This window comes from Trinickia acidisoli, from assembly GCF_017315725.1.
In the GTDB taxonomy this organism is placed as follows: Bacteria; Pseudomonadota; Gammaproteobacteria; order Burkholderiales; family Burkholderiaceae; genus Trinickia; species Trinickia acidisoli.
In genome coordinates, this window is record NZ_JAFLRG010000001.1 from 2,958,774 (window position 1) to 2,979,869 (window position 21,096).

22 protein-coding genes and 1 pseudogene are annotated in these 21,096 nt (G+C 65.6%); 10 read left to right on the forward strand and 13 right to left on the reverse strand.

Annotated elements, in window-relative coordinates:
- Positions 1 to 305 precede the first annotated feature (305 nt).
- The 5 genes from pssA to J3485_RS13490 all read right to left on the reverse strand — a co-directional run bounded on the left by pssA (position 306) and on the right by J3485_RS13490 (position 5,512).
- The gene (gene pssA / locus J3485_RS13470) at positions 306 to 1,193 is read right to left on the reverse strand and encodes a CDP-diacylglycerol--serine O-phosphatidyltransferase (RefSeq protein WP_206953079.1); all 888 of its coding nucleotides are present in this window, start codon (positions 1,191 to 1,193) and stop codon (positions 306 to 308) included.
- Between the two features lie 20 nt (positions 1,194 to 1,213).
- Positions 1,214 to 1,852 carry a phosphatidylserine decarboxylase gene (locus tag J3485_RS13475; protein ID WP_206953080.1) on the reverse strand — a complete coding sequence of 213 codons (639 nt, stop codon included), beginning with the start codon at positions 1,850 to 1,852 and terminating at the stop codon, positions 1,214 to 1,216.
- Positions 1,853 to 2,030: 178 nt separating this feature from the next.
- Positions 2,031 to 3,047, reverse strand: a complete 1,017-nt coding sequence (gene ilvC, locus J3485_RS13480; RefSeq protein ID WP_206953082.1) for a ketol-acid reductoisomerase — start codon at positions 3,045 to 3,047, stop codon at positions 2,031 to 2,033.
- Positions 3,048 to 3,136: 89 nt separating this feature from the next.
- A complete protein-coding gene (gene ilvN, locus J3485_RS13485) occupies positions 3,137 to 3,628 on the reverse strand; it encodes an acetolactate synthase small subunit (protein ID WP_102611725.1) in 492 nt (163 codons plus the stop codon).
- A 120-nt stretch (positions 3,629 to 3,748) separates the two neighbouring features.
- Positions 3,749 to 5,512, reverse strand: coding sequence for an acetolactate synthase 3 catalytic subunit (locus J3485_RS13490; RefSeq protein WP_206955803.1), 1,764 nt, complete (start codon positions 5,510 to 5,512; stop codon positions 3,749 to 3,751).
- A gap of 368 nt (positions 5,513 to 5,880) precedes the next feature.
- Between J3485_RS13490 and J3485_RS13495 the strand changes: the two genes are divergently transcribed.
- From J3485_RS13495 to J3485_RS13540, 10 genes and pseudogenes are all read left to right on the forward strand, one after another.
- A complete protein-coding gene (locus J3485_RS13495) occupies positions 5,881 to 6,444 on the forward strand; it encodes an RNA polymerase sigma factor (RefSeq protein ID WP_206955804.1) in 564 nt (187 codons plus the stop codon).
- Positions 6,441 to 6,869: a DUF3619 family protein gene (locus J3485_RS13500; protein WP_206953084.1), complete on the forward strand. Its 429-nt coding sequence runs from the start codon at positions 6,441 to 6,443 to the stop codon at positions 6,867 to 6,869. The genes J3485_RS13495 and J3485_RS13500 overlap by 4 nt, the downstream gene beginning before the upstream one ends.
- A 20-nt stretch (positions 6,870 to 6,889) precedes the next feature.
- Positions 6,890 to 7,633: a DUF3106 domain-containing protein gene (locus J3485_RS13505; RefSeq protein WP_206953086.1), complete on the forward strand. Its 744-nt coding sequence runs from the start codon at positions 6,890 to 6,892 to the stop codon at positions 7,631 to 7,633.
- 99 nt (positions 7,634 to 7,732) lie between these two features.
- On the forward strand, positions 7,733 to 8,272 hold the full coding sequence (locus J3485_RS13510; RefSeq protein ID WP_242538564.1) for an RDD family protein: 540 nt from the start codon (positions 7,733 to 7,735) through the stop codon (positions 8,270 to 8,272).
- A 286-nt stretch (positions 8,273 to 8,558) separates the two neighbouring features.
- Positions 8,559 to 9,335, forward strand: a pseudogene (locus J3485_RS13515) (UDP-2,3-diacylglucosamine diphosphatase); the annotation flags it as partial.
- Between the two features lie 26 nt (positions 9,336 to 9,361).
- A complete protein-coding gene (locus tag J3485_RS13520; protein WP_206953090.1) occupies positions 9,362 to 10,393 on the forward strand; it encodes a glycosyltransferase family 4 protein in 1,032 nt (343 codons plus the stop codon).
- Positions 10,390 to 10,905 carry a diacylglycerol kinase gene (locus J3485_RS13525; protein WP_206953092.1) on the forward strand — a complete coding sequence of 172 codons (516 nt, stop codon included), beginning with the start codon at positions 10,390 to 10,392 and terminating at the stop codon, positions 10,903 to 10,905. Before J3485_RS13520 ends, J3485_RS13525 begins: the two co-directional genes overlap by 4 nt.
- A 156-nt stretch (positions 10,906 to 11,061) precedes the next feature.
- A complete protein-coding gene (locus J3485_RS13530) occupies positions 11,062 to 11,790 on the forward strand; it encodes a TetR/AcrR family transcriptional regulator (protein WP_206953094.1) in 729 nt (242 codons plus the stop codon).
- Between the two features lie 50 nt (positions 11,791 to 11,840).
- Complete coding sequence (locus J3485_RS13535; RefSeq protein ID WP_206953096.1) at positions 11,841 to 12,425, forward strand: LOG family protein; 585 nt, start codon at positions 11,841 to 11,843, stop codon at positions 12,423 to 12,425.
- Positions 12,426 to 12,504: 79 nt separating this feature from the next.
- Positions 12,505 to 13,260: an SDR family oxidoreductase gene (locus tag J3485_RS13540; protein WP_206953098.1), complete on the forward strand. Its 756-nt coding sequence runs from the start codon at positions 12,505 to 12,507 to the stop codon at positions 13,258 to 13,260.
- On the opposite strand, the gene J3485_RS13545 is transcribed toward J3485_RS13540, so the two are convergent.
- The 8 genes from J3485_RS13545 to J3485_RS13580 all read right to left on the reverse strand — a co-directional run bounded on the left by J3485_RS13545 (position 13,261) and on the right by J3485_RS13580 (position 21,022).
- Entirely contained in the window at positions 13,261 to 13,956 is a 696-nt protein-coding gene (locus J3485_RS13545) for a DUF924 family protein (RefSeq protein WP_206953100.1), read from the reverse strand. It abuts the gene before it with no gap.
- Positions 13,956 to 14,687: an alanyl-tRNA editing protein gene (locus tag J3485_RS13550; protein WP_206953102.1), complete on the reverse strand. Its 732-nt coding sequence runs from the start codon at positions 14,685 to 14,687 to the stop codon at positions 13,956 to 13,958. The genes J3485_RS13545 and J3485_RS13550 overlap by 1 nt, the downstream gene beginning before the upstream one ends.
- 178 nt (positions 14,688 to 14,865) lie before the next feature.
- Positions 14,866 to 15,333 carry a group II truncated hemoglobin gene (locus tag J3485_RS13555; protein WP_206953104.1) on the reverse strand — a complete coding sequence of 156 codons (468 nt, stop codon included), beginning with the start codon at positions 15,331 to 15,333 and terminating at the stop codon, positions 14,866 to 14,868.
- A 96-nt stretch (positions 15,334 to 15,429) separates the two neighbouring features.
- Positions 15,430 to 17,949 (reverse strand): ABC transporter permease, encoded by a 2,520-nt coding sequence (locus tag J3485_RS13560; RefSeq protein WP_206955806.1) that lies wholly within the window; start codon positions 17,947 to 17,949, stop codon positions 15,430 to 15,432.
- Positions 17,950 to 18,020: 71 nt separating this feature from the next.
- On the reverse strand, positions 18,021 to 18,638 hold the full coding sequence (locus tag J3485_RS13565) for a DUF4126 domain-containing protein (RefSeq protein ID WP_206953107.1): 618 nt from the start codon (positions 18,636 to 18,638) through the stop codon (positions 18,021 to 18,023).
- Positions 18,639 to 18,791: 153 nt separating this feature from the next.
- Positions 18,792 to 19,490 carry a two-component system response regulator KdpE gene (kdpE, locus tag J3485_RS13570; RefSeq protein ID WP_206953109.1) on the reverse strand — a complete coding sequence of 233 codons (699 nt, stop codon included), beginning with the start codon at positions 19,488 to 19,490 and terminating at the stop codon, positions 18,792 to 18,794.
- Between the two features lie 37 nt (positions 19,491 to 19,527).
- Positions 19,528 to 20,502: a quinone oxidoreductase family protein gene (locus tag J3485_RS13575; protein WP_206953110.1), complete on the reverse strand. Its 975-nt coding sequence runs from the start codon at positions 20,500 to 20,502 to the stop codon at positions 19,528 to 19,530.
- A 133-nt stretch (positions 20,503 to 20,635) separates the two neighbouring features.
- Positions 20,636 to 21,022 (reverse strand): methylglyoxal synthase, encoded by a 387-nt coding sequence (locus tag J3485_RS13580; RefSeq protein WP_206953112.1) that lies wholly within the window; start codon positions 21,020 to 21,022, stop codon positions 20,636 to 20,638.
- Positions 21,023 to 21,096: the final 74 nt, after the last annotated feature.

A 21,096-nucleotide genomic window follows, 5' to 3' on the forward strand; every position in this document is an offset into this window, starting at 1 on the left:
TTTGCTTTCGGAGTTCGGGTAGCGATACGAAAAACGGAATTCGGGTGTTCGCCACCGCAGGCGACGCCGAACAACGAACGAGGCAGACGGGGGCGAAAACGATCAGCGCGGCAGGCGCGCTAGCGCTAGCGCGCGTAGCGGCGCACCGGCGAGGGGGGATAGGCGGGGGAAGGTCAAAATCGACATGTCGCCGACTATAGCGGCATTCCAGAAATCGCGCAATCGGCCGCGCGCCGGCCAGGCAGCAGCGCCGACCCGGGGACGATGCCCCTTCCGGAATCGACACCGTACCCAATACGGCCATCTCAGCGGCTGTGCGGGATCGAGCGGGCGGGGTTGTCGCGACCGCGCGCGGCCGTGTAGCCCCAGAACGCGTACCCGGAGAGCCCGTAAAGCACGAACAAGCCGAACAGCATCAGCGGCGGGTCCGACGACACGAGCACGAACGCGACGACCACGAGCAGGATCGCCGCGAACGGCACCCGATGCCGCACGTCGAGCGCCTTGCCGCTATAGAACGGCGCGTTCGACACCATCGTCACGCCCGCGTAGACGGTCAGCGCGAACGCGACCCAAGGCAGCCAGACGAGCTTGAGCGGCACTCGGTTGTCGGTTGCGAGCCAGACGAAGCCCGCGATCAGCGCGGCCGCGGCCGGGCTCGGCAAGCCTTGGAAAAAGCGCTTGTCGACGACGCCGATGTTCGCGTTGAAGCGTGCGAGCCGCAACGCCGCGCCCGAGCAGTAGACGAAGGCGGCGAGCCACCCCCAGCGCCCGAGATCCTTGAGCACCCATTCGTACATGACGAGCGCGGGCGCCACGCCGAACGACACCATGTCGGACAAGCTATCGAACTGCTCGCCGAACGCGCTTTGCGTGTGGGTCATGCGCGCGACGCGCCCGTCCATGCCGTCGAGCACCATCGCCACGAAAATCGCGATCGCCGCAATCTCGAAGCGCACGTTCATCGCCTGCACGACGGCGAAAAACCCGCAAAACAGCGCCGCCGTGGTAAAAGCGTTCGGCAACAAATAGATGCCGCGCGTGCGCAGAAACTGCTGGCGCGCGGCGCGCCGGCTCTCCGCCGGCGTCGAATCGGCGCCGAGCGTCTTGTTGCGCCGGAACGGATTACGCCGAAACGGGCGCGGCATCGGCGTCGTGCCGGTGCGCGGGCGACGCGGTTTGAATGCGGCCATCGAACCCTCCTGCCGCCGCTTCAAAGCTCGGCGAGTATCGTTGACGAGGCGAAGACCTTTTCGCCGATCGACACCTTCGCGCGACTGCCGAGCGGCAAATAGACGTCGACGCGCGAGCCGAAGCGGATGAAGCCGTAGCGCTGGCCGCGCGAGAGCGGCTCGCCGGCGCGTACGTAGCAGAGAATGCGCCGCGCGATGAGGCCGGCGATCTGCACCGACGTGACCGTGTGGTCGCTCGCCGTCTGAATCACGATCGCGTTGCGCTCGTTCTCGAGCGACGCCTTATCGACAGCGGCGTTCAGATAGGCGCCCGGGAAGTATTCGACCTTCGTGATCGCGCCGTCGACGGGCGAGCGCTGCGAGTGCACGTTAAAGACGTTCATGAACACGCTGATCTTGAGCGCCTCGCGATCGGCGTAGGGGTCACGCGTGGTTTCGACGGCGACGATGCGGCCATCGGCCGGACACAGCACGGCGTTCGCCTGAGTCGGAATCGTACGCTGCGGATCGCGAAAGAACTGCACGACGAAGATCAGGAGCAGCCAGAACGGCCAGGCAAAACCGAACCCCGCGACCGCATGGATCAACAGCGCGACGACGGCGGCAATCGCGATAAACGGCCAGCCTTCTCGCGCGATGATCGGATGTGGGTAACTCATGGATTGTTTCGAACTTTTTGTAAAACCACTAGGATAGCAAAAGCCGTCCCGCACGAGACGCACGGGACGGCTTGGAAGGGTCGATTCTCGGCTGCCGGTTGCGGCATCACACCGCACGACAAGGCGCGGGCGCCCTTTCCCCCGCACCGGCCGGCCTCGCGCGACGCGCGAGCGTGGCTTAGTTCTTCGACTGGTCGACGAGCTTGTTCTTGGCGATCCAAGGCATCATCGCGCGCAACTTGCCGCCGACTTGCTCGATCTGATGCTCGGCCATCAAGCGGCGGCGCGATTGCAGCGTCGGCGCGCCGGCGCGGTTTTCCAGAATGAAGCTCTTCGCGTATTCGCCCGTCTGGATGTCCTTGAGGACGTCCTTCATGACCTTCTTCGTCTCTTCCGTCACGACGCGCGGGCCCGTGACGTACTCGCCGTACTCGGCGTTGTTCGAGATCGAGTAGTTCATGTTCGCGATGCCGCCTTCGTAGATCAGATCCACGATGAGCTTGAGCTCGTGCAGGCATTCGAAGTAAGCCATTTCCGGGGCATAGCCCGCTTCCACGAGCGTTTCGAAACCGGCCTTGATGAGTTCGACGGTACCGCCGCACAGCACGGCCTGTTCGCCGAAGAGGTCCGTTTCGGTTTCTTCGCGAAAGTTCGTCTCGATGATGCCGGCACGGCCGCCGCCGTTGGCCGCCGCGTACGACAGCGCGATGTCGCGCGCCGCGCCCGACTTGTCTTGCGCCACGGCGATCAGGTGCGGCACGCCGCCGCCTTGCGAGTAGGTGCCGCGCACGGTGTGGCCCGGCGCCTTCGGCGCGATCATGATGACGTCCAGATCGGCGCGCGGAATCACTTGGCCGTAGTGAACGTTGAAGCCGTGCGCAAATGCGAGCGCCGCGCCTTCCTTGATGTTCGCGTGCACTTCGCTCTTGTAGACCTCGGCGATCTGCTCGTCGGGCAACAGCATCATGACGACGTCGGCGCCCTTCACGGCTTGCGCCACTTCCTTGACCGTCAGGCCAGCGCCTTCGGCCTTCTTCCACGACGCGCCGTCCTTGCGCAAGCCGACCGTCACGCGCACGCCGCTGTCCTTCAGGTTCAGCGCGTGAGCATGGCCTTGCGAGCCATAGCCGATGATCGTGATGTCCTTGCCTTTGATGAGGGACAGGTCGGCGTCTTTATCGTAGAAAACTTTCATGTCGATTCCTTCGCGTTAAATCGTATTCGTCAAATTCGTCAAAATCGCCCGCCTTGCGGCGAGCGCCGATCGCTTGCTTGGGCCTAGCCTCAGACCTTCAAGATCCGCTCGCCGCGCCCGATGCCCGAGCTGCCCGTACGGACCGTTTCGAGAATCACCGCGGCGTCGAGCGCTTCGATGAAAGCGTCGAGCTTGTCGCTTGCCCCCGTCAGCTCGATCGTGTAGGTTTTTTCGGTCACGTCGATGATACGACCGCGGAAAATATCCGCCATCCGTTTCATTTCTTCACGTTCCTTGCCGACGGCCCGCACCTTGATCAGCATCAGCTCGCGCTCGATGTGGGCGCCTTCGGTCAAGTCGACCACCTTCACCACCTCGATCAGGCGGTTCAAGTGCTTCGTGATCTGTTCGATCACGTCGTCCGAGCCAATGGAGACGATGGTCAGGCGCGACAGCGAGTGGTCTTCCGTCGGCGCCACCGTCAAGGTTTCGATGTTGTAGCCGCGAGCCGAAAACAGACCGACCACGCGCGAGAGCGCGCCCGGTTCGTTCTCCAGCAAGACGGAGATGATATGTCTCATGTTGCTTTCCCGTTTATCCAGATGTCGATTGCCAACGGCGCCGGCCCGCTTCGTCGCGCTTCGATGCGCCCTTCGTGAGGACGCGTGCGCGAGCGAGCGGCCGCCGCCCGTTCTTCGTCTTTAGAGGTCTTCCGAGCCGAGCAGCATCTCGGTGATGCCCTTGCCGGCTTGAACCATCGGCCAGACGTTTTCGGTCGGATCGGTCTGGAAATCGAGAAATACGGTGCGATCCTTCAAACGCAGCGCCTCCTTCAGCGCCGGCTCGACTTCGGACGTCTTTTCAACTCGGATGCCGACGTGGCCGTACGCTTCGGCGAGCTTCACGAAGTCGGGCAGCGCGTCCATATAGGAATGGGAGTAGCGCTTGCTGTATTCGATCTGCTGCCACTGGCGCACCATGCCCAGATAGCGGTTGTTCAGCGAGATGATCTTGACGGGCGTGTCGTACTGCTTGCAGGTGGACAGTTCCTGGATGCACATCTGGATCGAGCCTTCGCCCGTGATGCAGACGACCTCGGAATCGGGGTGCGCCATCTTCACGCCCATTGCCGCCGGCAGGCCGAAGCCCATCGTGCCGAGGCCGCCCGAATTGATCCAGCGGCGCGGCTTGTCGAAGCGGTAGAACTGCGCGGCCCACATCTGGTGCTGGCCGACGTCGGAGCAGACGTATGCGTTGCCGTCGGTGAGCTCCCAGAGCTTCTCGATGACGTACTGCGGCTTGATGATCTCGCTCTTGCGGTCGTACTTGAGGCAATTCTTCGCGCGCCAGTCTTCGATCTCTTTCCACCATTGGCCCAGCGCTTCGGTATCCGGGCCATGCTCGGCGTGCTGAAGCTGCTCGATCAGTTCCTTGAGCACTTCTTTGACGTCGCCGACGATCGGAATGTCGACCTTCACGCGCTTGCTGATCGACGACGGATCGATGTCGATGTGGACGATCTTGCGCGGACGCGACGAGAAATGCTGCGGATCGCCGATCACGCGATCGTCGAAGCGCGCGCCAATGGCGATCAGCACGTCGCAGTTCTGCATCGCCATGTTGGCTTCGTACGTGCCGTGCATGCCGAGCATGCCGAGGAACTTCCTATCGCTCGCGCGATAGCCGCCGAGGCCCATCAACGTGCTCGTGACGGGATAGCCGAGCAGATCGGCGAACTGATTCAACTCGCGTGAGGCATCGGCGAGAATGATGCCGCCGCCCGTGTAGATGTACGGGCGCTTGGCCGACAGCAGCAGCGAGACGGCTTTGCGGATCTGGCCCGAATGGCCTTTCGTGACGGGGTTATACGAGCGCAGCGTCACGTTCTTGACGGGCTCGTACTGGCACGGCGTCTTGGAAATGTCTTTCGGGATGTCGATCAGCACCGGGCCCGGACGCCCCGTGCGCGCGATGAAGAAAGCCTTCTTGACCGTTGCGGCCAGTTCGCGCACGTCCTTCACGAGGAAGTTGTGCTTCACGCAGGGGCGCGTGATGCCGACGGTATCGCACTCTTGGAAGGCATCCTGGCCGATCGCGGCCGTCGGTACCTGTCCGCTGATGATCACCATCGGGATGGAATCCATGTACGCCGTGGCGATGCCGGTGACGGCATTGGTCACGCCCGGGCCGGACGTCACGAGACAAACACCGACTTTGCCCGTCGAACGCGAGTAGGCGTCGGCTGCGTGCACAGCCGCCTGCTCGTGGCGCACGAGCACATGCTGGACTTTGTCCTGCTTGTAGAGTTCGTCGTAGATATACAGTACCGCGCCGCCGGGATAGCCCCAGAGCACCTCGACGCCTTCGTCGGCCAGTGCGCGCATGAGCACGGTGGCGCCGATCGAGCCGGCCTCGTGGGAAGGGGTGGTATCCGACGTGGAGAATTCCGCGCTGGGCATGTTCATCATTCAACCTTTCGAATTTTCGGCAAAAAATTGATCGGGTGCTCTCTACCGGGCTTATGGCTCGGGTTCAAGCGGCGCGTCCATTTTGACAGGCGAGCTTCATGGGCCCGCCCAAAAAGAGACAAATCACTTATGTCGCGAACCGGAAACCTTATCGGTTGCGTGCATGCAGGTCAAGCAAAAATTCTGCGCCGCACCACGCCCTCCCTCCCGGGAATCCGCCGATTTGCGCGCAAAAACAACGCATCCTGCGCCAATCGAGGCGTTTGCCATCCCCAGCATCTCGAAAATTTGCTAGCATCCGCGAGTTTTACGACATTTTTCAATCGATTACGGCGCGCGCCGAAATTTCGCGCCGCCCCCCTCGGATGGCATCAGACAAGGAACTCGCCGATTTTCTGGCGGGCGTCGAAAGGCGCGCGTTCAAGCAGACCGTCTACGCCGTGCGCGATGACGATGCCGCCCTCGACATCGTCCAGGACGCGATGATCAAGCTCGCCGAAAAGTATGGCGATCGTTCGCCCGCCGAGCTTCCGCTCCTGTTTCAGCGTATCTTGCAGAATGTGACGCACGACTACTTTCGTCGCCAGAAAGTGCGCAATACGTGGGTCAGCTTGTTCTCGTCGCTCGGCAGCGGCGATGATGAGGAATTCGACCCGCTGGAAACGATCGAAGCCGATGAGAGTTCGAGCGCCGGCCAAAGCAGCGAGCAACAACTCGAGCGCAATCAGGTGCTTGCCCTGATCGACGCAGAAATCCAAAAGTTGCCGGCGCGTCAACGGGAGGCGTTTCTCATGCGTTATTGGGAAGATATGGATGTCGCCGAAACCGCCGCCGCGATGGGCTGCTCCGAGGGCAGCGTGAAGACGCACTGCTCCCGAGCGACGCACACGCTGGCAGTCGCGCTCAAGGCCAAAGGAATTACGCTATGAGCTCCGCTCCGGATACCAAAGAATTCGAGTTCGCGGGCAAGATCCGCCGGGCGCTCGACGAAAGTGCAGCCGATCTACCCGCCGCCGCGCTCGACCGGCTCGCCGGCGCGCGTCGCCTCGCCCTCGCGCGCAAGAAGCCCGAAACCGTTGCCGTGCCCGCTTTCGTGCCGGTGCTCGCGCACGCCGGCGCGACGCTCGATGCGCCGCGGCCCGGCAAGTCACGCCGGCTCTCGCCGCTTGGGCGCCTGCTGCGCGTGTGGCCCGTCGTCGCGCTGATCGGCGGCGTCGCGTTCATCGCCTATTGGGAAAACCTGCAACGAGCCACCGAACTCGCCGACATCGATGCGGCCATGCTCAGCGACGATTTGCCGCTCAACGCCTATCTCGACCACGGTTTCAATGCGTATTTGTCGCGGACGCGCTAAGGCAAGCGGAGAGTAACGGGGTGAGCTACAAGCGCGGCTTGGCCGTTGTGTTCGGGTGCGCGATCGCCGTAGCGGTCGCGTTCGCCGCTACCTATCCTCGATTCTTCGAAGGGGCGCCCGCGCATCAAGCGGTCGGCGCGCAAGGCGTCGCGTCGCCATCGCCGGCGCCGCTCGCCGTATTTCCGCCGCTCGCCGCCGACAACAATCCGATGTCGTGGGCGCACCTCTCCGCGGCGCAGCATACGGCTCTGGCGCCGTTCGCCTCGGAGTGGAACACGTTCAGCGACGAACGCAAACGAAATTGGCTCAAGATCGCAGCCCGTTTCGCGAAGATGTCGCCGGAAGCACAGAAACGGCTGCATGAGCGGATGAGCGAATGGGCGCGCATGACACCTGAACAGCGACGCGTCGCGCGCGAAAATTATCAGGTGTCGAAAGCATTGCCGCCGCAGGCCCGCAAAAAGGCTTGGCAGGCCTATCAAGAACTCTCGCCCGAGCAAAAGGCGAAACTCGCGGCCATCGGGCGCAAGCGCCGGCCGACCATCGTCAGCGCACCGCCGTCGGGCGAACGCAGTGAAATTCGCGGGCTGAACCGCCTCGTCAATCCGCCGCTCGCCGCGAGCGGCTCGGCCTCCGCCCCGGCAGCCGCTGCCAGCTCGGCCTCGGGCGCCGCGCCGGCCTCCGGCGCCGTCAATTCGACCGTGCCGGTGCCGCCGACGCCGATGTCGCCGTCGGACGCGCCGTCCATCTTCCGCGGCGCGTAATGAGCCGCCCCCAGAACCACCCCCATGCTCGCTTCGTTCGCTGTCGGCCGCGAGGGCACTCGATGCGCTTGGGACGACCCGGCGCGTACTGAGGTCAAAATGTCCACGCCAGCACCGAGCACGCCGCCCATTGCCGAAGCGCCGGCCCCCTCCGCCGCTCCGGTGCCGACGATCCGGCGCCGCCTCGCGGCGCTCGTCTACGAAGGCGTGCTGCTGTTCGGCGTCGTGTTCATCGCAGGCTACCTGTTCGGCACGTTGACGCAGCAGCGCAACGGCCTCACGCACCACAATCTGCTGACGGCCTGGGTCGCGCTCGTCGTCGGCGCGTATTTCATCTGGTGCTGGACGCGCGGCGGACAGACGCTGCCGATGAAGACATGGCAGTTGCGGCTCGTCGCCGTGCAAACGGGCCGGCCGCCGACGGCTTTGCGCGCGCTCGCACGCTACGTCGCCGCCTGGCTCTGGTTCCTTCCGCCGCTCGCGCTGCACCCGCTTGCGCACCTATCCGTACCCGCCACGCTCGGCGTGACCGCCGTCTGGATCGTCCTCTGGGCCGCGGCAGCCCGCCTCGACCCCACCCGCCAGTTCCCGCACGACCGCCTCGCGGGCACGCGCATCGTCGCTGCCGAGCCGAGCTGACACGCGCTGATCGCGCCCTTATAAATCGCAACGAGGACCGTAATAAGAACTTCTCGTGACTGTCATGTGGCAGTCACGGGCGCATGGCGCAATGGGCGCCATGTTCAACTCGACGCGAGAAGCCATGGACCGCACGACGTCCGCGACTTCCCTCCTCAGGCAACTCGACGCAAGCGTCGACGGCGTCCCCTTTGCGCCTGCCCTGCCCACCGGCAACCCCGCGCCTGGGCCCGGCTCCGCCGCCGTCGACGCGTCGGGCCACCGGCACGACGATGACGTCGGCGACCCGCTGCGCTATCGCACGATCTGGCTGTCGGACATCCACCTCGGCTCGAGCGGCTGCCAAGCGCCGTATCTGCTCGACTTTCTGCGGCACAACGAGTCGGAATATCTCTATCTCGTCGGCGACATCATCGACGGCTGGCAGCTCAAGAAGGGCTGGTACTGGCCGCAGGCGCACAACGACGTCGTGCAAAAGATTCTGCGCAAGGCACGCAAGGGCACGCAGGTCGTCTACATCCCCGGCAACCACGACGAGGCGGCACGCCAATTCTGCGATCTCGCGTTCGGCGACATCCACGTGCGCGGCGAGGCATTTCATACGACGCTCGCGGGCAAGCGCCTGTGGATCGTGCACGGCGATCTGTTCGACGGCGTCATCCAGCATGCGAAGTGGCTCGCCTATCTCGGCGATACGGCCTACACCGCGATTCTGATCCTGAACCGCTGGTTCAACCGCGTCCGCAGCCGGTTCGGCCTGCACTATTGGTCGCTCTCGCAGTACCTCAAGCACCAGGTCAAGAACGCGGTCAACTTCATCTCCTCGTTCGAGCACGTGATGGTCGACGAGGCGCGGCGGCGCGGCTGCGACGGCGTCGTCTGCGGCCACATCCACAAAGCCGAAATCCGCGACGTCGACGGCTTGCTCTACTGCAACGACGGCGACTGGGTCGAAAGCCTGTCGGCGCTCGTCGAAACGCTCGACGGCGAGCTCGAGGTGGTCTACTGGACCGTCATGCGCTCGCCGGAGGCTCAACCGCGCAAATCCAAGGCCACGGCCTAACCGCTTCGAGAACCGGACCCGCCCGCATGAAAATCATGATCGTCACCGACGCCTGGGAACCGCAGGTCAACGGCGTCGTGCGCACCCTGAAGAACACCACGCGCGAGCTGACGGCGCTCGGTCATCGCGTCGAGCTTCTGACGCCGCTCGAATTCCGTACGATTCCCTGCCCGACCTATCCCGAGATTCGTCTCTCGCTGATGCCGCGCCGTCGCGTGCATGCCCGGATCGAGGAGTTCGCACCGGACGCGCTGCATATCGCCACCGAAGGGCCGCTCGGGATGGCCGCGCGCGCCTATGCGCTGCGCCGCGGCCTGCCGTTCACGACGGCCTACCACACGCGCTTTCCCGAGTACGTACAAGCGCGCTTCGGCATGCCGACCTCGGTCACTTACCGCTTCTTGCGCTGGTTCCACGGACCCTCGCTCGCCGTCATGGCGCCGACGCCCGTCGTCAAGAGCGACCTCGAGAAACATGGCTTCGACAACGTCGTGCTGTGGACCCGCGGCGTCGATCTCGACATCTTCCATCCGATGGACTCGAAGGTGCTCAACACGGTGCGGCCGATTTTTCTGTATGTCGGCCGCGTGGCAATCGAAAAGAACGTCGAAGCCTTTCTGAAGCTTGATTTGCCGGGCTCGAAGTGGGTTGCCGGCGAAGGGCCCGCGCTCGCGGAACTCAAATCGCGTTATCCCGAAGCCAATTACCTCGGCGTGCTGACCCAAGCCGAGCTCGCGAAGGTGTACGCGGCCGCCGACGTCTTCGTGTTCCCGAGCCGCACCGACACCTTCGGCCTCGTCCTGCTCGAAGCGCTCGCGTGCGGCACGCCCGTCGCGGCTTACCCGGTCACGGGCCCCATCGACGTGCTCGGCAACGGTAACGCCGGAGCGATGCACGAGGACTTGCGCGAGGCCTGCCTCGACGCGCTCAAGATCGACCGCGCGCACGCCCGCGCCTGGGCCGAGCGCTTCTCGTGGCAAGCCGCGTCCGAGCAATTCGCCGCGCATCTGAAGCCGCTGACGCGCGAGGCAACGCGCGAGGCCAACGCCACCGCATGAAACGCGACGAGCCGCTAGTGCACGACGAGCAAACCGAGCAATTCGATATGCACGAGAGCGCTTCACACGAGAGCGTCACGCACGAGCCGCTCTCGACCGACGATCCGCTCGCGCCGTTGCCGTTCAATCCGTACAAGGGCAACCGCGGTTTCACGCGGGCGTGGCATGCGCTGAAGAACTCGATCGCGGGCTTTCGCGTCGCGATCCAAGAGGAAAGCGCGTTCCGCCAGGAGCTCACGCTCGCGGCCATCCTCGTGCCGTGCGGCGCGCTCGTGCCCGTCGACGCGGTCTCGCATGTGCTGTTGATCGGCTCGGTGCTGCTCGTGCTGATCGTCGAACTCTTGAACTCGAGCGTCGAAGCGGCAATCGACCGCATCTCCCTCGAACGCCACGAATTGTCGCGTCGCGCGAAGGACCTCGGCAGCGCAGCCGTCACCGTCGCCCTCTCGACCTGCGTGCTCACCTGGGCGCTCATCGTCGGCCCGATCGTCGTACGCTGGGTCGGCGCATAGTACGGCGCGCCCAGAAAACCCTATCTCAAATCTCGGGGAACAGAACGACCGGTTTATAATCGCCCGACGCAGTGCCAAAGATACCAACCTAGCCGGGCGCATCACCGCAGCGTCGCGCGAGCGCCGCGCGGGCCCGGCAGCACAGGGCCGGACGACATGGAAGCCAAAACTCCCCGCCGCACCCGCGAACGGATCCTCGAGTTGTCGTTGAAGCTGTTCAACGAGATCGGCGAGCCGAACGTCACCACGACGACAATCGCGGAGGAAATGGAGATCAGCCCAGGCAATCTCTACTACCATTTCCGCAACAAAGACGACATCATCAACAGCATCTTTGCGCAGTTCGAGCAAGCGATCGAGAAGCGGCTGCGGTTTCCCGAAGACCATCGTCCGACGATCGACGAGACCTGGTCGTACTTGCAGTACATGGCCGATTTCATGTGGACCTATCGGTTCCTCTATCGCGACCTGAACGATTTGCTTGCGCGCAACCGCACGCTCGAGACGCACTTCAAGCAGATCATCAGCCACAAGGTGCGCTTCGCGAAGGAGATGTGCGAGTTGCTCGTCGCCGACGAGGAAATGGTTGCCTCGCCCGCGGAAATTCAAGTGATCGCGACGAACATGGGCGTGACCGCCACGTACTGGCTTTCGTATCAGTTCGTCATGAATCCGCGCAAGTACAACGATCAGGGCGCGATTCGCGACGAGCTCCATCAAGTGAGCGTGCATGTGATCTCCATGATGGCGCCGTACCTGCGCGGCCGCTCGCGGCAATTGTTCGACGACCTCGTCTCCGGCAAGCTGCCCAAGCGCGAATTCCACGATTACCTGCCTCCGCGCGATGCCGGCGGCCGTCCGAACGGCGGTCCGACGGGAGGCTGAGGTGAAACACTCCCACGCTCACAGACATTCGCTGCCCGGTGCGTACTGAGATGAAATCGATCTGCGTCTATTGCGGCTCGTCGATCGGAGCCAAACCTATTTATGCGCAAGCGGCGCAGACGTTCGGCCGCGCGCTCGTCGACGCGGGCTGCTCGCTCGTGTACGGCGGCGGGCGCGTCGGGCTCATGGGCGTCATCGCCGACGAAGTGCTGGCGGCGGGCGGGCGCGTCGTCGGCGTCATTCCCGAGTTGCTCGTCGACAAGGAGGTCGGTCACGGCGGCTTGTCCGAGCTGCACGTCGTGCCCGACATGCATCAGCGCAAGCGCATGATGGCCGACCTGTCCGATGCGTTCGTCGCACTGCCCGGCGGCGCCGGCACGCTCGAGGAACTGTTCGAGGTCTACACCTGGGCCCAGCTCGGCTATCACAAGAAGGCAATCGGGCTGTACGACATCGGCGGCTATTACGCGCCGCTCGTCGCGATGCTCGAGCACACGGTGCGCGAAGGCTTCATGCAGCAAGCCTATCTGAACATCCTCCAGATCGATGCCGATGCGCGCGCGCTCATCGAGAAGCTGCGCCGCTATCACCCGCCCGGCCGCGACAAATGGGCCACGCAACGGGAGGTCGTATGAGCGCCATGACGACAATGACGATGACGGCGGTGCCCGCCACGTGCCCATGCCATCCCGCGATCCTTTCGCCAAACGCCCGATGAACGCCGAACGCCGCGTCGTCCTCATCACCGGCGCCGGCCGCGGAATCGGCCGCACCACGGCCTGCATGCTCGGTGCGCAAGGCGCGGCCGTCGGCGTGAACTACGTGCGCGACCTCGCCGCGGCCCAACAAACGGCCGACGACGTCGAACGCGCCGGTGGCCGCGCCGTCCTGCTGCCTGGCGACGTCGCCGAAGAAACGGCCGTCGTTGCCATGTTCGATGAGCTCGAAACCGCTTTCGGCAGCGTCGATGCGCTGGTGAACAACGCGGGTATCGTTGCGCCGTCGCAGCCGCTTGCCGAAATGGACGTCGCACGGTTGAAGCGCATGTTCGACGTCAACGTGCTTGGCGCCTATCTCTGCGCACGCGAGGCGGCGCGGCGGATGTCGACCGATCGTGGTGGACGCGGCGGCGTGATCGTCAACGTATCGTCGGCGGCATCGCGGCTCGGCTCGCCGAACGAATACGTCGACTACGCGGGTTCGAAAGGCGCCGTCGATACGATGACGATCGGTTTGGCGAAAGAACTCGCGCCGCGCGGCGTGCGCGTCAACGCCGTACGCCCCGGCTTGATCGAGACCGACATCCATGCCAGCGGCGGCCAGCCGCAGCGCGCCGCTACGCTCGGCGCCCAAACGCCGCTCGGCCGACCCGGCAGTGCCGAGGAAGTGGCGCAGGCCATCGTTTGGCTCCTCAGCGACGCAGCCTCGTACGTGAACGGCGCTCTACTCGACGTGAGCGGCGGCCGCTGATCAGAACGAGGAGCCGGGCTCGCGCAAAAACGCGCGCTCCTCGTCGGTCGATACGCGGCCGAGCGCCTTATTGCGATGAGGGAAGCGACCGAATCGCTCGATAATGGCGGCATGCTGGCGCGCATAATCGAAATAGTTGCCTTCCCCCGCTGCCCCCGTCTCGCGCACGAGCGCTTCGAACAGCCGCACCGATTCGTGCTGAACGGCGAGCGACTCGCAATGCTCGAACGGCAGATACGCGAACGCCCGGTGCTCGGCCGACGGCAAATCGCGATCGGCGCCGCTTTCGACGAGCCGGCGGGCCACTGCCAGCGCCTGGGCGTCGCCGGCAAACGCCTCGGGGCGGCCGCGGCACGTGTTGCGCGAGAACTGATCGAGCACGACGATGAGCGCGAGCGCGCCGAGCGGCGTGCGCTGCCAAGCGTCGCACCCGCCTCGCCGCGCTTGCGCGAGCGTCGTGCCGAAACGCTCGAGGATCAGGGCATCGAACGCTTCGTCTCCCTTGAACCAACGCTCGGACGGCTGCCCGAACGCCGCTGTGCCCGGTTCGCCGAACCAAAAGTCGAGGACGGCCCGCGCGCTCGGATCGAGCGTCGCGTAGTCGGCTTCGGCGCCGGCATCCGCCTGATCGCCGTCCTTTTCCGCACGGCTGCCCCGGCCCTCGCTTGCGGCACCGTGCGCGTCGTTCGATCGCATCACCCCAACTCCAATACGAGACGGCGCGTTCGCGCCGTCTTCTTTTCGATTTTCGCGATGTGCACCGCGCCGATCTCCGACGTGTTGCGCACGTGCGTGCCGCCGCACGGCTGCAAATCGACCTGTTCGATTCGCAGCAGCCGCACGCGCCCGAAGCCCGCGGGGGGCTTCACGCTCATCGTCCGCACGAGTTCGGGGCGCGCCGCCATTTCCTCGTCGGTGATCCATTCGGTGAAGACGCCGTGCGCACCGCCGACGAGTTCGGTAAGTCGCGCATCGACCTGCTCGCGCTCGATCGGCTCGCTCGTGACGAGATCCATGCGCGCGTAGTCGGCCGTGATGCTGCAACCGTCCACGGCATAGGGCAGCACGGCGCAGAGCAGGTGCGTCGCCGTATGCAGCCGCATATGCCGGTAGCGGCGCGCCCAATCGATTTCGGCCACGACGCCCAAGCCTTCGTGCAAACGCGCGAGCTGCGCCTCTTGGCCTGGTGCCGGCACATGCAGCGCATCGTCGGGGCTCGCCCCTTCGAATTTTGCCTTGCGCGTATCGGCGATCGCGATTGCCGTGCCGTCGGACAGCGTCAGCGTGCCGGTATCGCCGGCCTGGCCGCCGCCGAGCGGGTAGAACACGGTTCGGTCGAGCAGAATGCCCTCGGGCATGACGGCGGCGAGCGTCGCGTCGCAGCGGGTGAGATAGGCATCTTCGCGGAACAGGGCTTGCGTCGTCATCGTGCGAAATCCTCGTCGATCATGAGTACGGCGCCGTCGTTCGTCGATCCGCACCGGCGGCGGGCCGATGCTTCGCGTGAAATCGCCATGCGGCGCAGCGAACGGTCATTATGGAAACCGTCCGATCGGCCCGAACAGAGCGTGCCGCAAGAAATCGCGGCAGCACCGTACCGGTCGATCAACCGGGCCGGTTGCGCATCCAGTCGGCCGTATCGAAAAACGACGCGACGAGCCGTTCGCGCAAAGCCTGCGGCAGCCCGACGTCTTCCATCGCCCATGCCATGCAGCGCACCCATTGGTCGCGTTCATCCGATGCGATCGCGAACGGCAAATGGCGCGCGCGCAGCCGCGGATGACCGAAGCGTTCGACGTAGTGATCGGGGCCGCCGAGCCAGCCGCAAAGAAACCAGAACAGCTTGTCGCGCGAGCCGTCGAGCGCGGCCGGGTGCAGCGCGCGCAGGCCCGCGAATTCAGGCTCGAGATCCATGAGATCGTAGAAGCGGTCGACGAGCACGCGCACGCGCGCTTCGCCGCCTACGAGGTCGAATGCGCTCGGCTGCTTCGCCTGCGCTTCGTCGTGGTTCGAGTCGTGGTTCGAGTCGGGGTTCGAGTCGGGGTTCGAGTCGTCGGTCAAATCATTGGTCATACGGTCAATCGATACGTCTTGCAAATCGAAAAATAAATGCGTCGCTCGTGCGCACCATGCCTATCTTGCGCGAACGACGGGACACCGCGTGGCGCTTCACGCATCGCGCAACGATTGCGCGGCCGGGCGCCGCAGCACGCGCCGCAGGCTCAGCCAACCGCCGACGCCCGCGCACGCCACGCCGGCGGCAACGCCGACCGGCAGCAGCCACGGGTCGACGTCGAGATGAAAATCGAAGACGCGCGTGGCAAGCACGATGCCGAGCGCCTGCGCGCCAATCGCCCCCATCGCGCCTGCCAGCGCGCCAACGACGGCGAATTCGGCCGCATGCACCGAGCGCACCTGCCGGTGCGAGGCACCGAGCGAGCGCAACAGCGCCGATTCTCGCACGCGCTCATCGCGCGTGCCGGCCAGCGCCGAGTACAGCACGAGCAAGCCGGCCGCGAGCGTGAACGCAAACAGGAACTGCACTGCGCTGATCACCTGATCGAGCACGTGCTGCACTTGAGCGAGGATCGGCGCCATGTCGATCGCCGTCACGTTCGGGTGGGCCGCGATCAAGCCGTCGAGCACCGCATGGCGCGCGGCCGGAAGGTGAAAGCTCGTGATGAACATCGTCGGCAAGCCCTCGAGCGCCGCCGGCGGCATCAGCACGAAGAAGTTGACCTTGAACGTCCCCCAATCGAGCTTGCGCACGCTCGTGATCGGCGCTTCGACCGGAATCCCCGTCACGTCGAAGCGCAGCACGTCCCCGACCTTGACCCCGATGAGCTTGGCCAGCCCCGCCTCGATCGAAATTTCGGGCCGCTTCGTGTCGCCATACCACGTGCCGGCCGCAATGCGATTGTCGTCGGGCAGCGTGCTCCGATAAGACAGGTTGAACTCGCGATCGACGAGCCGCCGGGCATCGTCGTTCTTGTACGACTGCGGCACGACGCGCTTGCCGTCGATCGAGACGAGGCGCCCGCGCACCATCGGCTCGAGCGTCACGTCCGCGACGGCATGCGCGCTCAGGTAGTCGACGATCGCCTGACGCTCTTCGGGCTGAATGTCGATCAGGAACTCGTTGGGCGCGTCAGGAGGCGTCGACTGCCGCCACCCTTGCACGAGATCGTTGCGTGTCATCGCGATCAGCAGCAGACACATCAGCCCAATCGCCAGCGCCGTGATCTGCAGGGCGCTGATCCAGCCGCGCCGCTCGAGCGAGGCCAATGCGTAGCGCCAGCCGACGGCCGCCGCGATGCGCCGCCCGCCCTCGCTGCGGGCAACGCGCGCGCTGAGCCAGAGCGCCGCGCGCGCCACGATCGTGAAGGCGACGAGGCCGAGCGCGAAACCGCCGGCGACGATCGCGCCCAGCTCGAGCTCGCCGGCCGCGAGCACGAGCAGCGCCGCGAACAGCGCAATGCCGACCGCGTACGCCCACCAGGTCGCGCTCGGCTGGCCGTTCCACTCGCGGCGCAGCACGCGCAGCGGCGGCACGCGCGTGAGCGGCAACAACGGCGGCAGCGCAAAACCGAACAGCAGCACGAGCCCCGCGCCGATCCCCTCCAGCGCGGGCAGAACACTCGGCTGCGGCAGCGCAACCGCGATCAAGCTGCCGAGCCAGGCGAGCAGCGCAAAGTGTCCCGCGTAGCCGAGCGCGGCGCCGAGCAGGCCGCCGGTCAGCCCGACGAATGCGAACTCGAGCACGACGAGCATGCGCAGTTCGCGCGCGCCGAGCCCGAGACAGCGCATGACGGCACAGCCGTCGAGATGACGCCGCGTGTAGCGATGCGCGGCCATCGCGATCGCAACGGCCGCGAGCAACGCCGTGAGCAGCGCGACGAGCCGCAGGAAGTGTCCGGCGCGATCGAGCGTCTCGCGCACTTGCGGCTGGCCGTCCTTCAATGATTCGAGCGCGACGCCGCGCAGCTTGCCGCCGTCGACGCGCGCGTGCGCGAACGCGGCGAAACGCGCGACGGCCGCGTCGTCACCGGCCACGAGCAGCCGGTAGGTCACGCGGCTGCCATAGCCGATGAGCCCCGTCGCCGCAAGCTCGTCGGCGCGCACCATGACGCGGGGGGAAAAATTGATGAACGCGAAGCCGCGATCGAGCTCGCGCGTGATGACAGCGCCGATCGTGAAGCGGCGATCGCCGAGCTGCACGGCGTCGCCCACTTTCACGTGCAGCGTGTCGAGCAGTTCCGCGTCGACCCAGACCGTGCCTTTGGCCGGAATGCCGTCGGCGCGGCGATCCGGCGCATCGGCTCCCGGGGCGATCCGCAGCGCGCCTCGCAACGGATACGCCGACGATACGGCCTTGACCGCGGCCAGCCGAGCGTTCGACAGCCCCTGGTTGCCGGCATCGCCCGCCGTCACGCGCGCCACCATGCTCGGGAAAATGGCCGTCGTCGCCGTGTGCAGCCCGAGGGCATGCGCCTCGTCGAAAAACTGGGCATCGACAGGATGATCGGCCCGCACGACGAAATCGGCGGCGATCATGCGCCGCGCGTCCCGCTCGAGCCCTTGCTGCAAGCGGTCGGCTAGAAAACCGACACTGGCGAGCGCCGCGACCGCCAGCACGAGCGCGACGACGAGCATCGTCAGTTCGCCGGCGCGCCAATCACGCGCCGTCATGCGCGCGGCCTGCTTGACGAGTTCGAGGCGACCGAGCGGCGGGCGCGGCTCAGTCACGGGCGGCGCTTCGTTCAATCGTGCTTGCCCCCGATCGAGCCTAAGCGCGACACCATGTGCGAGGCCATTCCGCGAAAACCGCCTTGTACGCCGCGCCATAGACGCGGCAGCGCCCAGGCCGCGAACGCCAGAAAGCCGGCCATCAGCAAGAGAAAGACGAGCGGCACGAAGATCGCGAGCGCGAGCCCGACACAGACGAGCACGTCCTCCGTCGACGATGCGACCCAGTTCGAGAACGGCTCGGGCGAGAGATTGATGAGCGCGCGCGTGCCGGCCTTCGTCAAATGCGCCGAGCCGGCGATTGCTCCGCCCAGAAGCGCGGCAACGGTCAACAGTGCCGGATCGGCGTGGCCGAGCGAACCCGCGGCGAGCAGTGCGCCCGCGGGAATGCGGATGAATGTGTGAATGGCGTCCCAGAGCGAATCGAAGGCGGGAATGTGATCGGCCAGGAATTCGACGACGGCCAGCACGGCCGCCGTGCCGATGACCCAGCCCGACGCGAGCGCCGACAACGTATCGGGCAGATGAACGATGCCGAGCCTTGCGAACACGCCCACCAGGAAGACGGTCAGATAAAGACGCAAGCCGCTGGCCCATGACAGCCCCGCGCCGAGCGAAAGTGCGTCGATCATTGCCCCTCCCTACCGTCTGGGCGGCTCCCGCTGCGGGCAGTACCCGTTCGCCGGACTTGCGTTGGGCGCGCCCGCAAGGCGCGCCGATGTCCCATTATAGACAGGCGTGCCGGGTCGCGTCGCGCGCGGCGCCCGGCGCGTGGGCGGCACGCCTCAAACCGCGCCGACGAGCCGATAGCCGATGCCGGTTTCCGTCACGATGTGTTCGGGCTGCGCCGCGTCGTGCTCGAGCTTGCGCCGCAGATGGGCCATATAGATGCGCAGGTAGTGCTGGCTTTCGACGTGCGACGGCCCCCATACCTCGCTGAGCAGTTGCCGATGCGTGAGCACGCGGCCCGCATGCCGCACCAGCGCAACGAGCAGGCGATATTCGATCGGTGTCAGATGCACCGCCTCGCCGGCGCGCGTGACGCTGCGCTGCGTGAGATCGACGCTGACGTCGCCGAAGCACACGACGGCGCCCTCGCCCGCCCCGCCGCGGGCGCGCCGCCGCAAATGGGCGCGCATGCGGGCGAGCAGTTCCGGCACACCGAACGGCTTGGTCAAGTAGTCGTCCGCGCCCGCATCGAGCGCGGCCACCTTCTCGGCTTCTTGCGTGCGCGCGGACAAGACGATGACGGGCACATCGGCCCATCCGCGCAGTTCGCGGATCACGTCGATGCCGTCGGCGTCGGGCAAGCCCAGATCGACGATGACGAGATCGGGCTTGCGCGTCGCCGCCTCGATCAAGCCGGCCTTGCCCGTCTGCGCGTCGTAGACGGTCACGCCTTCGGCCTCGAGCGAGGCGCGCACGAAGCGCAGAATCTGGCGCTCGTCCTCGATCAGGACGATGTTGACGGCCGAGTCCGTCATACTAGTTAGCGGCGGCAGGCGACATGAAACGGATGGGTCAGGGAATCAGGACCGTCGAGCCTGTCGTCTTGCGCGCTTCGAGCGCGCGATGAGCCTCGGCCACGTCCTTGAGCGCGTAGCGCTGCCGCACGCTCGTCTTGACCTTGCCCGACGCGATGACGTCGAACAGATCCGCAGCCATTGCATCGAGCCATTCGCGCTTGGCAATGTGGGTGAACAGCGTCGGCCGCGTGAAGAACAGCGACCCGCGGCTCGCGAACTCGGACGCTTCGATCGGCGGCAGCGGCCCCGACGCGCTGCCGAAGCTGACGAAATAGCCGAGCGGCGCAAGGCAATCGAGCGATCCCTTGTAGGTGTCCTTGCCGATCGAATCGTAGACCACGGGCACGAGCGCGCCGTTCGTGATGTCCTTCACGCGCTCGGTGAAATTCTCGCGCGTGTAGACGATTGCATGGTCGCAGCCGTGCGCCTTCACGAGCTCGGCCTTTTCGTCCGAGCCGACCGTGCCGATCACGGTCGCCCCCAGCGCCTTCGCCCATTGGCAAACGAACAGGCCCACGCCGCCCGCCGCGGCATGAATGAGAATCGTCTGACCGGGTTCGACACGATACGTGCGCCGCAGCAGGTACTGGGCGGTGAGCCCTTGCAGCATCGCCGAGGCTGCATCGTCGAAGCCGATCGCGTCGGGCAACTTCACGAGCGCGTCGGCCGGCAGGACCCGCTCCTCGGCGTAAGCGCCGGGCGGACGCGCGACGTAGGCAACGCGGTCTCCTTCCTTGAAGCGCGTAACGCCCGCGCCCACCTCGGTCACGACGCCGGCCGCCTCCATTCCGAGCCCGGCAGGCAGGGGCTGCGGATACTGGCCGGTACGGAAATAGACGTCGATGTAATTGAGCCCGACCGCATGCTGCTTGATGCGCACTTGCCCGGCGCCGGGCGCGCCCACGTCGACGTCGACCCACTGCATGACCTCGGGGCCGCCCGTCCGCTCGATTCGAATTGCCTTCGCCATACCGTTCTCCTTGCCGAGCACGAGGCTCGATTGGTCCGATTCATGCGGTCGGGCTCGTGGCCGCCGCATGCGGGGTTCGTTCGCATCGGTCGCGCGCGCCGAGCGTCAAGCATCCGGTCTCAAACCTGAGGCCTCAGGCGGCGGCCGTGCGCGCCGCCAGCGTGTCGAGCAGCATGCGCGCGGTGGCGACGTTCGTCGCGCACGGTACGTCGTGCACGTCGCAGGCGCGCACGAGCGCATTGATGTCGGGTTCGTGCGGCTGCGGCGTCATCGGATCGCGCAGGAAAATCACGAGGTCCACTTTCCCTTCGGCCAAGAGCGCCCCGATCTGCAAATCGCCGCCGTACGGGCCCGAGAGCATACGCTCGACCGTGAGGCCATGGGTATCGGCGATGCGCCCGCCCGTCGTGCCCGTCGCGATGAGCTTGCAGTGGCGCAGCGTCGCGCCGTACTCGCCTGCGAGGGCGACGATGTCGTCTTTTTTATGATCGTGCGCGATCAACGCAACGCAGGCGGTCATGGTGCAGCTCCTTCGTGTTCAAGCCAGGTGGAAAAATCTTTATCGACTCGATCCGCTCGGCGCGAACGGTGCGC

Excerpts from the sequence above, each read along its gene's own strand:
- J3485_RS13545 (WP_206953100.1), bottom strand. The coding sequence starts at position 13,956 with ATGCGATCGAACGACGCGCACGGTGCCGCAAGCGAGGGCCGGGGCAGC.
- J3485_RS13475 (WP_206953080.1), bottom strand. The coding sequence starts at position 1,852 with ATGAGTTACCCACATCCGATCATCGCGCGAGAAGGCTGGCCGTTTATC.
- J3485_RS13500 (WP_206953084.1), top strand. The coding sequence starts at position 6,441 with ATGAGCTCCGCTCCGGATACCAAAGAATTCGAGTTCGCGGGCAAGATC.
- J3485_RS13510 (WP_242538564.1), top strand. The coding sequence starts at position 7,733 with ATGTCCACGCCAGCACCGAGCACGCCGCCCATTGCCGAAGCGCCGGCC.
- J3485_RS13550 (WP_206953102.1), bottom strand. The coding sequence starts at position 14,687 with ATGACGACGCAAGCCCTGTTCCGCGAAGATGCCTATCTCACCCGCTGC.
- J3485_RS13555 (WP_206953104.1), bottom strand. The coding sequence starts at position 15,333 with ATGACCAATGATTTGACCGACGACTCGAACCCCGACTCGAACCCCGAC.
- J3485_RS13560 (WP_206955806.1), bottom strand. The coding sequence starts at position 17,949 with ATGACGGCGCGTGATTGGCGCGCCGGCGAACTGACGATGCTCGTCGTC.
- J3485_RS13580 (WP_206953112.1), bottom strand. The coding sequence starts at position 21,022 with ATGACCGCCTGCGTTGCGTTGATCGCGCACGATCATAAAAAAGACGAC.
- kdpE (WP_206953109.1), bottom strand. The coding sequence starts at position 19,490 with ATGACGGACTCGGCCGTCAACATCGTCCTGATCGAGGACGAGCGCCAG.
- pssA (WP_206953079.1), bottom strand. The coding sequence starts at position 1,193 with ATGGCCGCATTCAAACCGCGTCGCCCGCGCACCGGCACGACGCCGATG.
- J3485_RS13525 (WP_206953092.1), top strand. The coding sequence starts at position 10,390 with ATGAAACGCGACGAGCCGCTAGTGCACGACGAGCAAACCGAGCAATTC.
- J3485_RS13540 (WP_206953098.1), top strand. The coding sequence starts at position 12,505 with ATGAACGCCGAACGCCGCGTCGTCCTCATCACCGGCGCCGGCCGCGGA.
- ilvC (WP_206953082.1), bottom strand. The coding sequence starts at position 3,047 with ATGAAAGTTTTCTACGATAAAGACGCCGACCTGTCCCTCATCAAAGGC.
- ilvN (WP_102611725.1), bottom strand. The coding sequence starts at position 3,628 with ATGAGACATATCATCTCCGTCTTGCTGGAGAACGAACCGGGCGCGCTC.
- J3485_RS13565 (WP_206953107.1), bottom strand. The coding sequence starts at position 18,638 with ATGATCGACGCACTTTCGCTCGGCGCGGGGCTGTCATGGGCCAGCGGC.
- J3485_RS13535 (WP_206953096.1), top strand. The coding sequence starts at position 11,841 with ATGAAATCGATCTGCGTCTATTGCGGCTCGTCGATCGGAGCCAAACCT.
- J3485_RS13490 (WP_206955803.1), bottom strand. The coding sequence starts at position 5,512 with ATGAACATGCCCAGCGCGGAATTCTCCACGTCGGATACCACCCCTTCC.
- J3485_RS13495 (WP_206955804.1), top strand. The coding sequence starts at position 5,881 with ATGGCATCAGACAAGGAACTCGCCGATTTTCTGGCGGGCGTCGAAAGG.
- J3485_RS13575 (WP_206953110.1), bottom strand. The coding sequence starts at position 20,502 with ATGGCGAAGGCAATTCGAATCGAGCGGACGGGCGGCCCCGAGGTCATG.
- J3485_RS13530 (WP_206953094.1), top strand. The coding sequence starts at position 11,062 with ATGGAAGCCAAAACTCCCCGCCGCACCCGCGAACGGATCCTCGAGTTG.
- J3485_RS13520 (WP_206953090.1), top strand. The coding sequence starts at position 9,362 with ATGAAAATCATGATCGTCACCGACGCCTGGGAACCGCAGGTCAACGGC.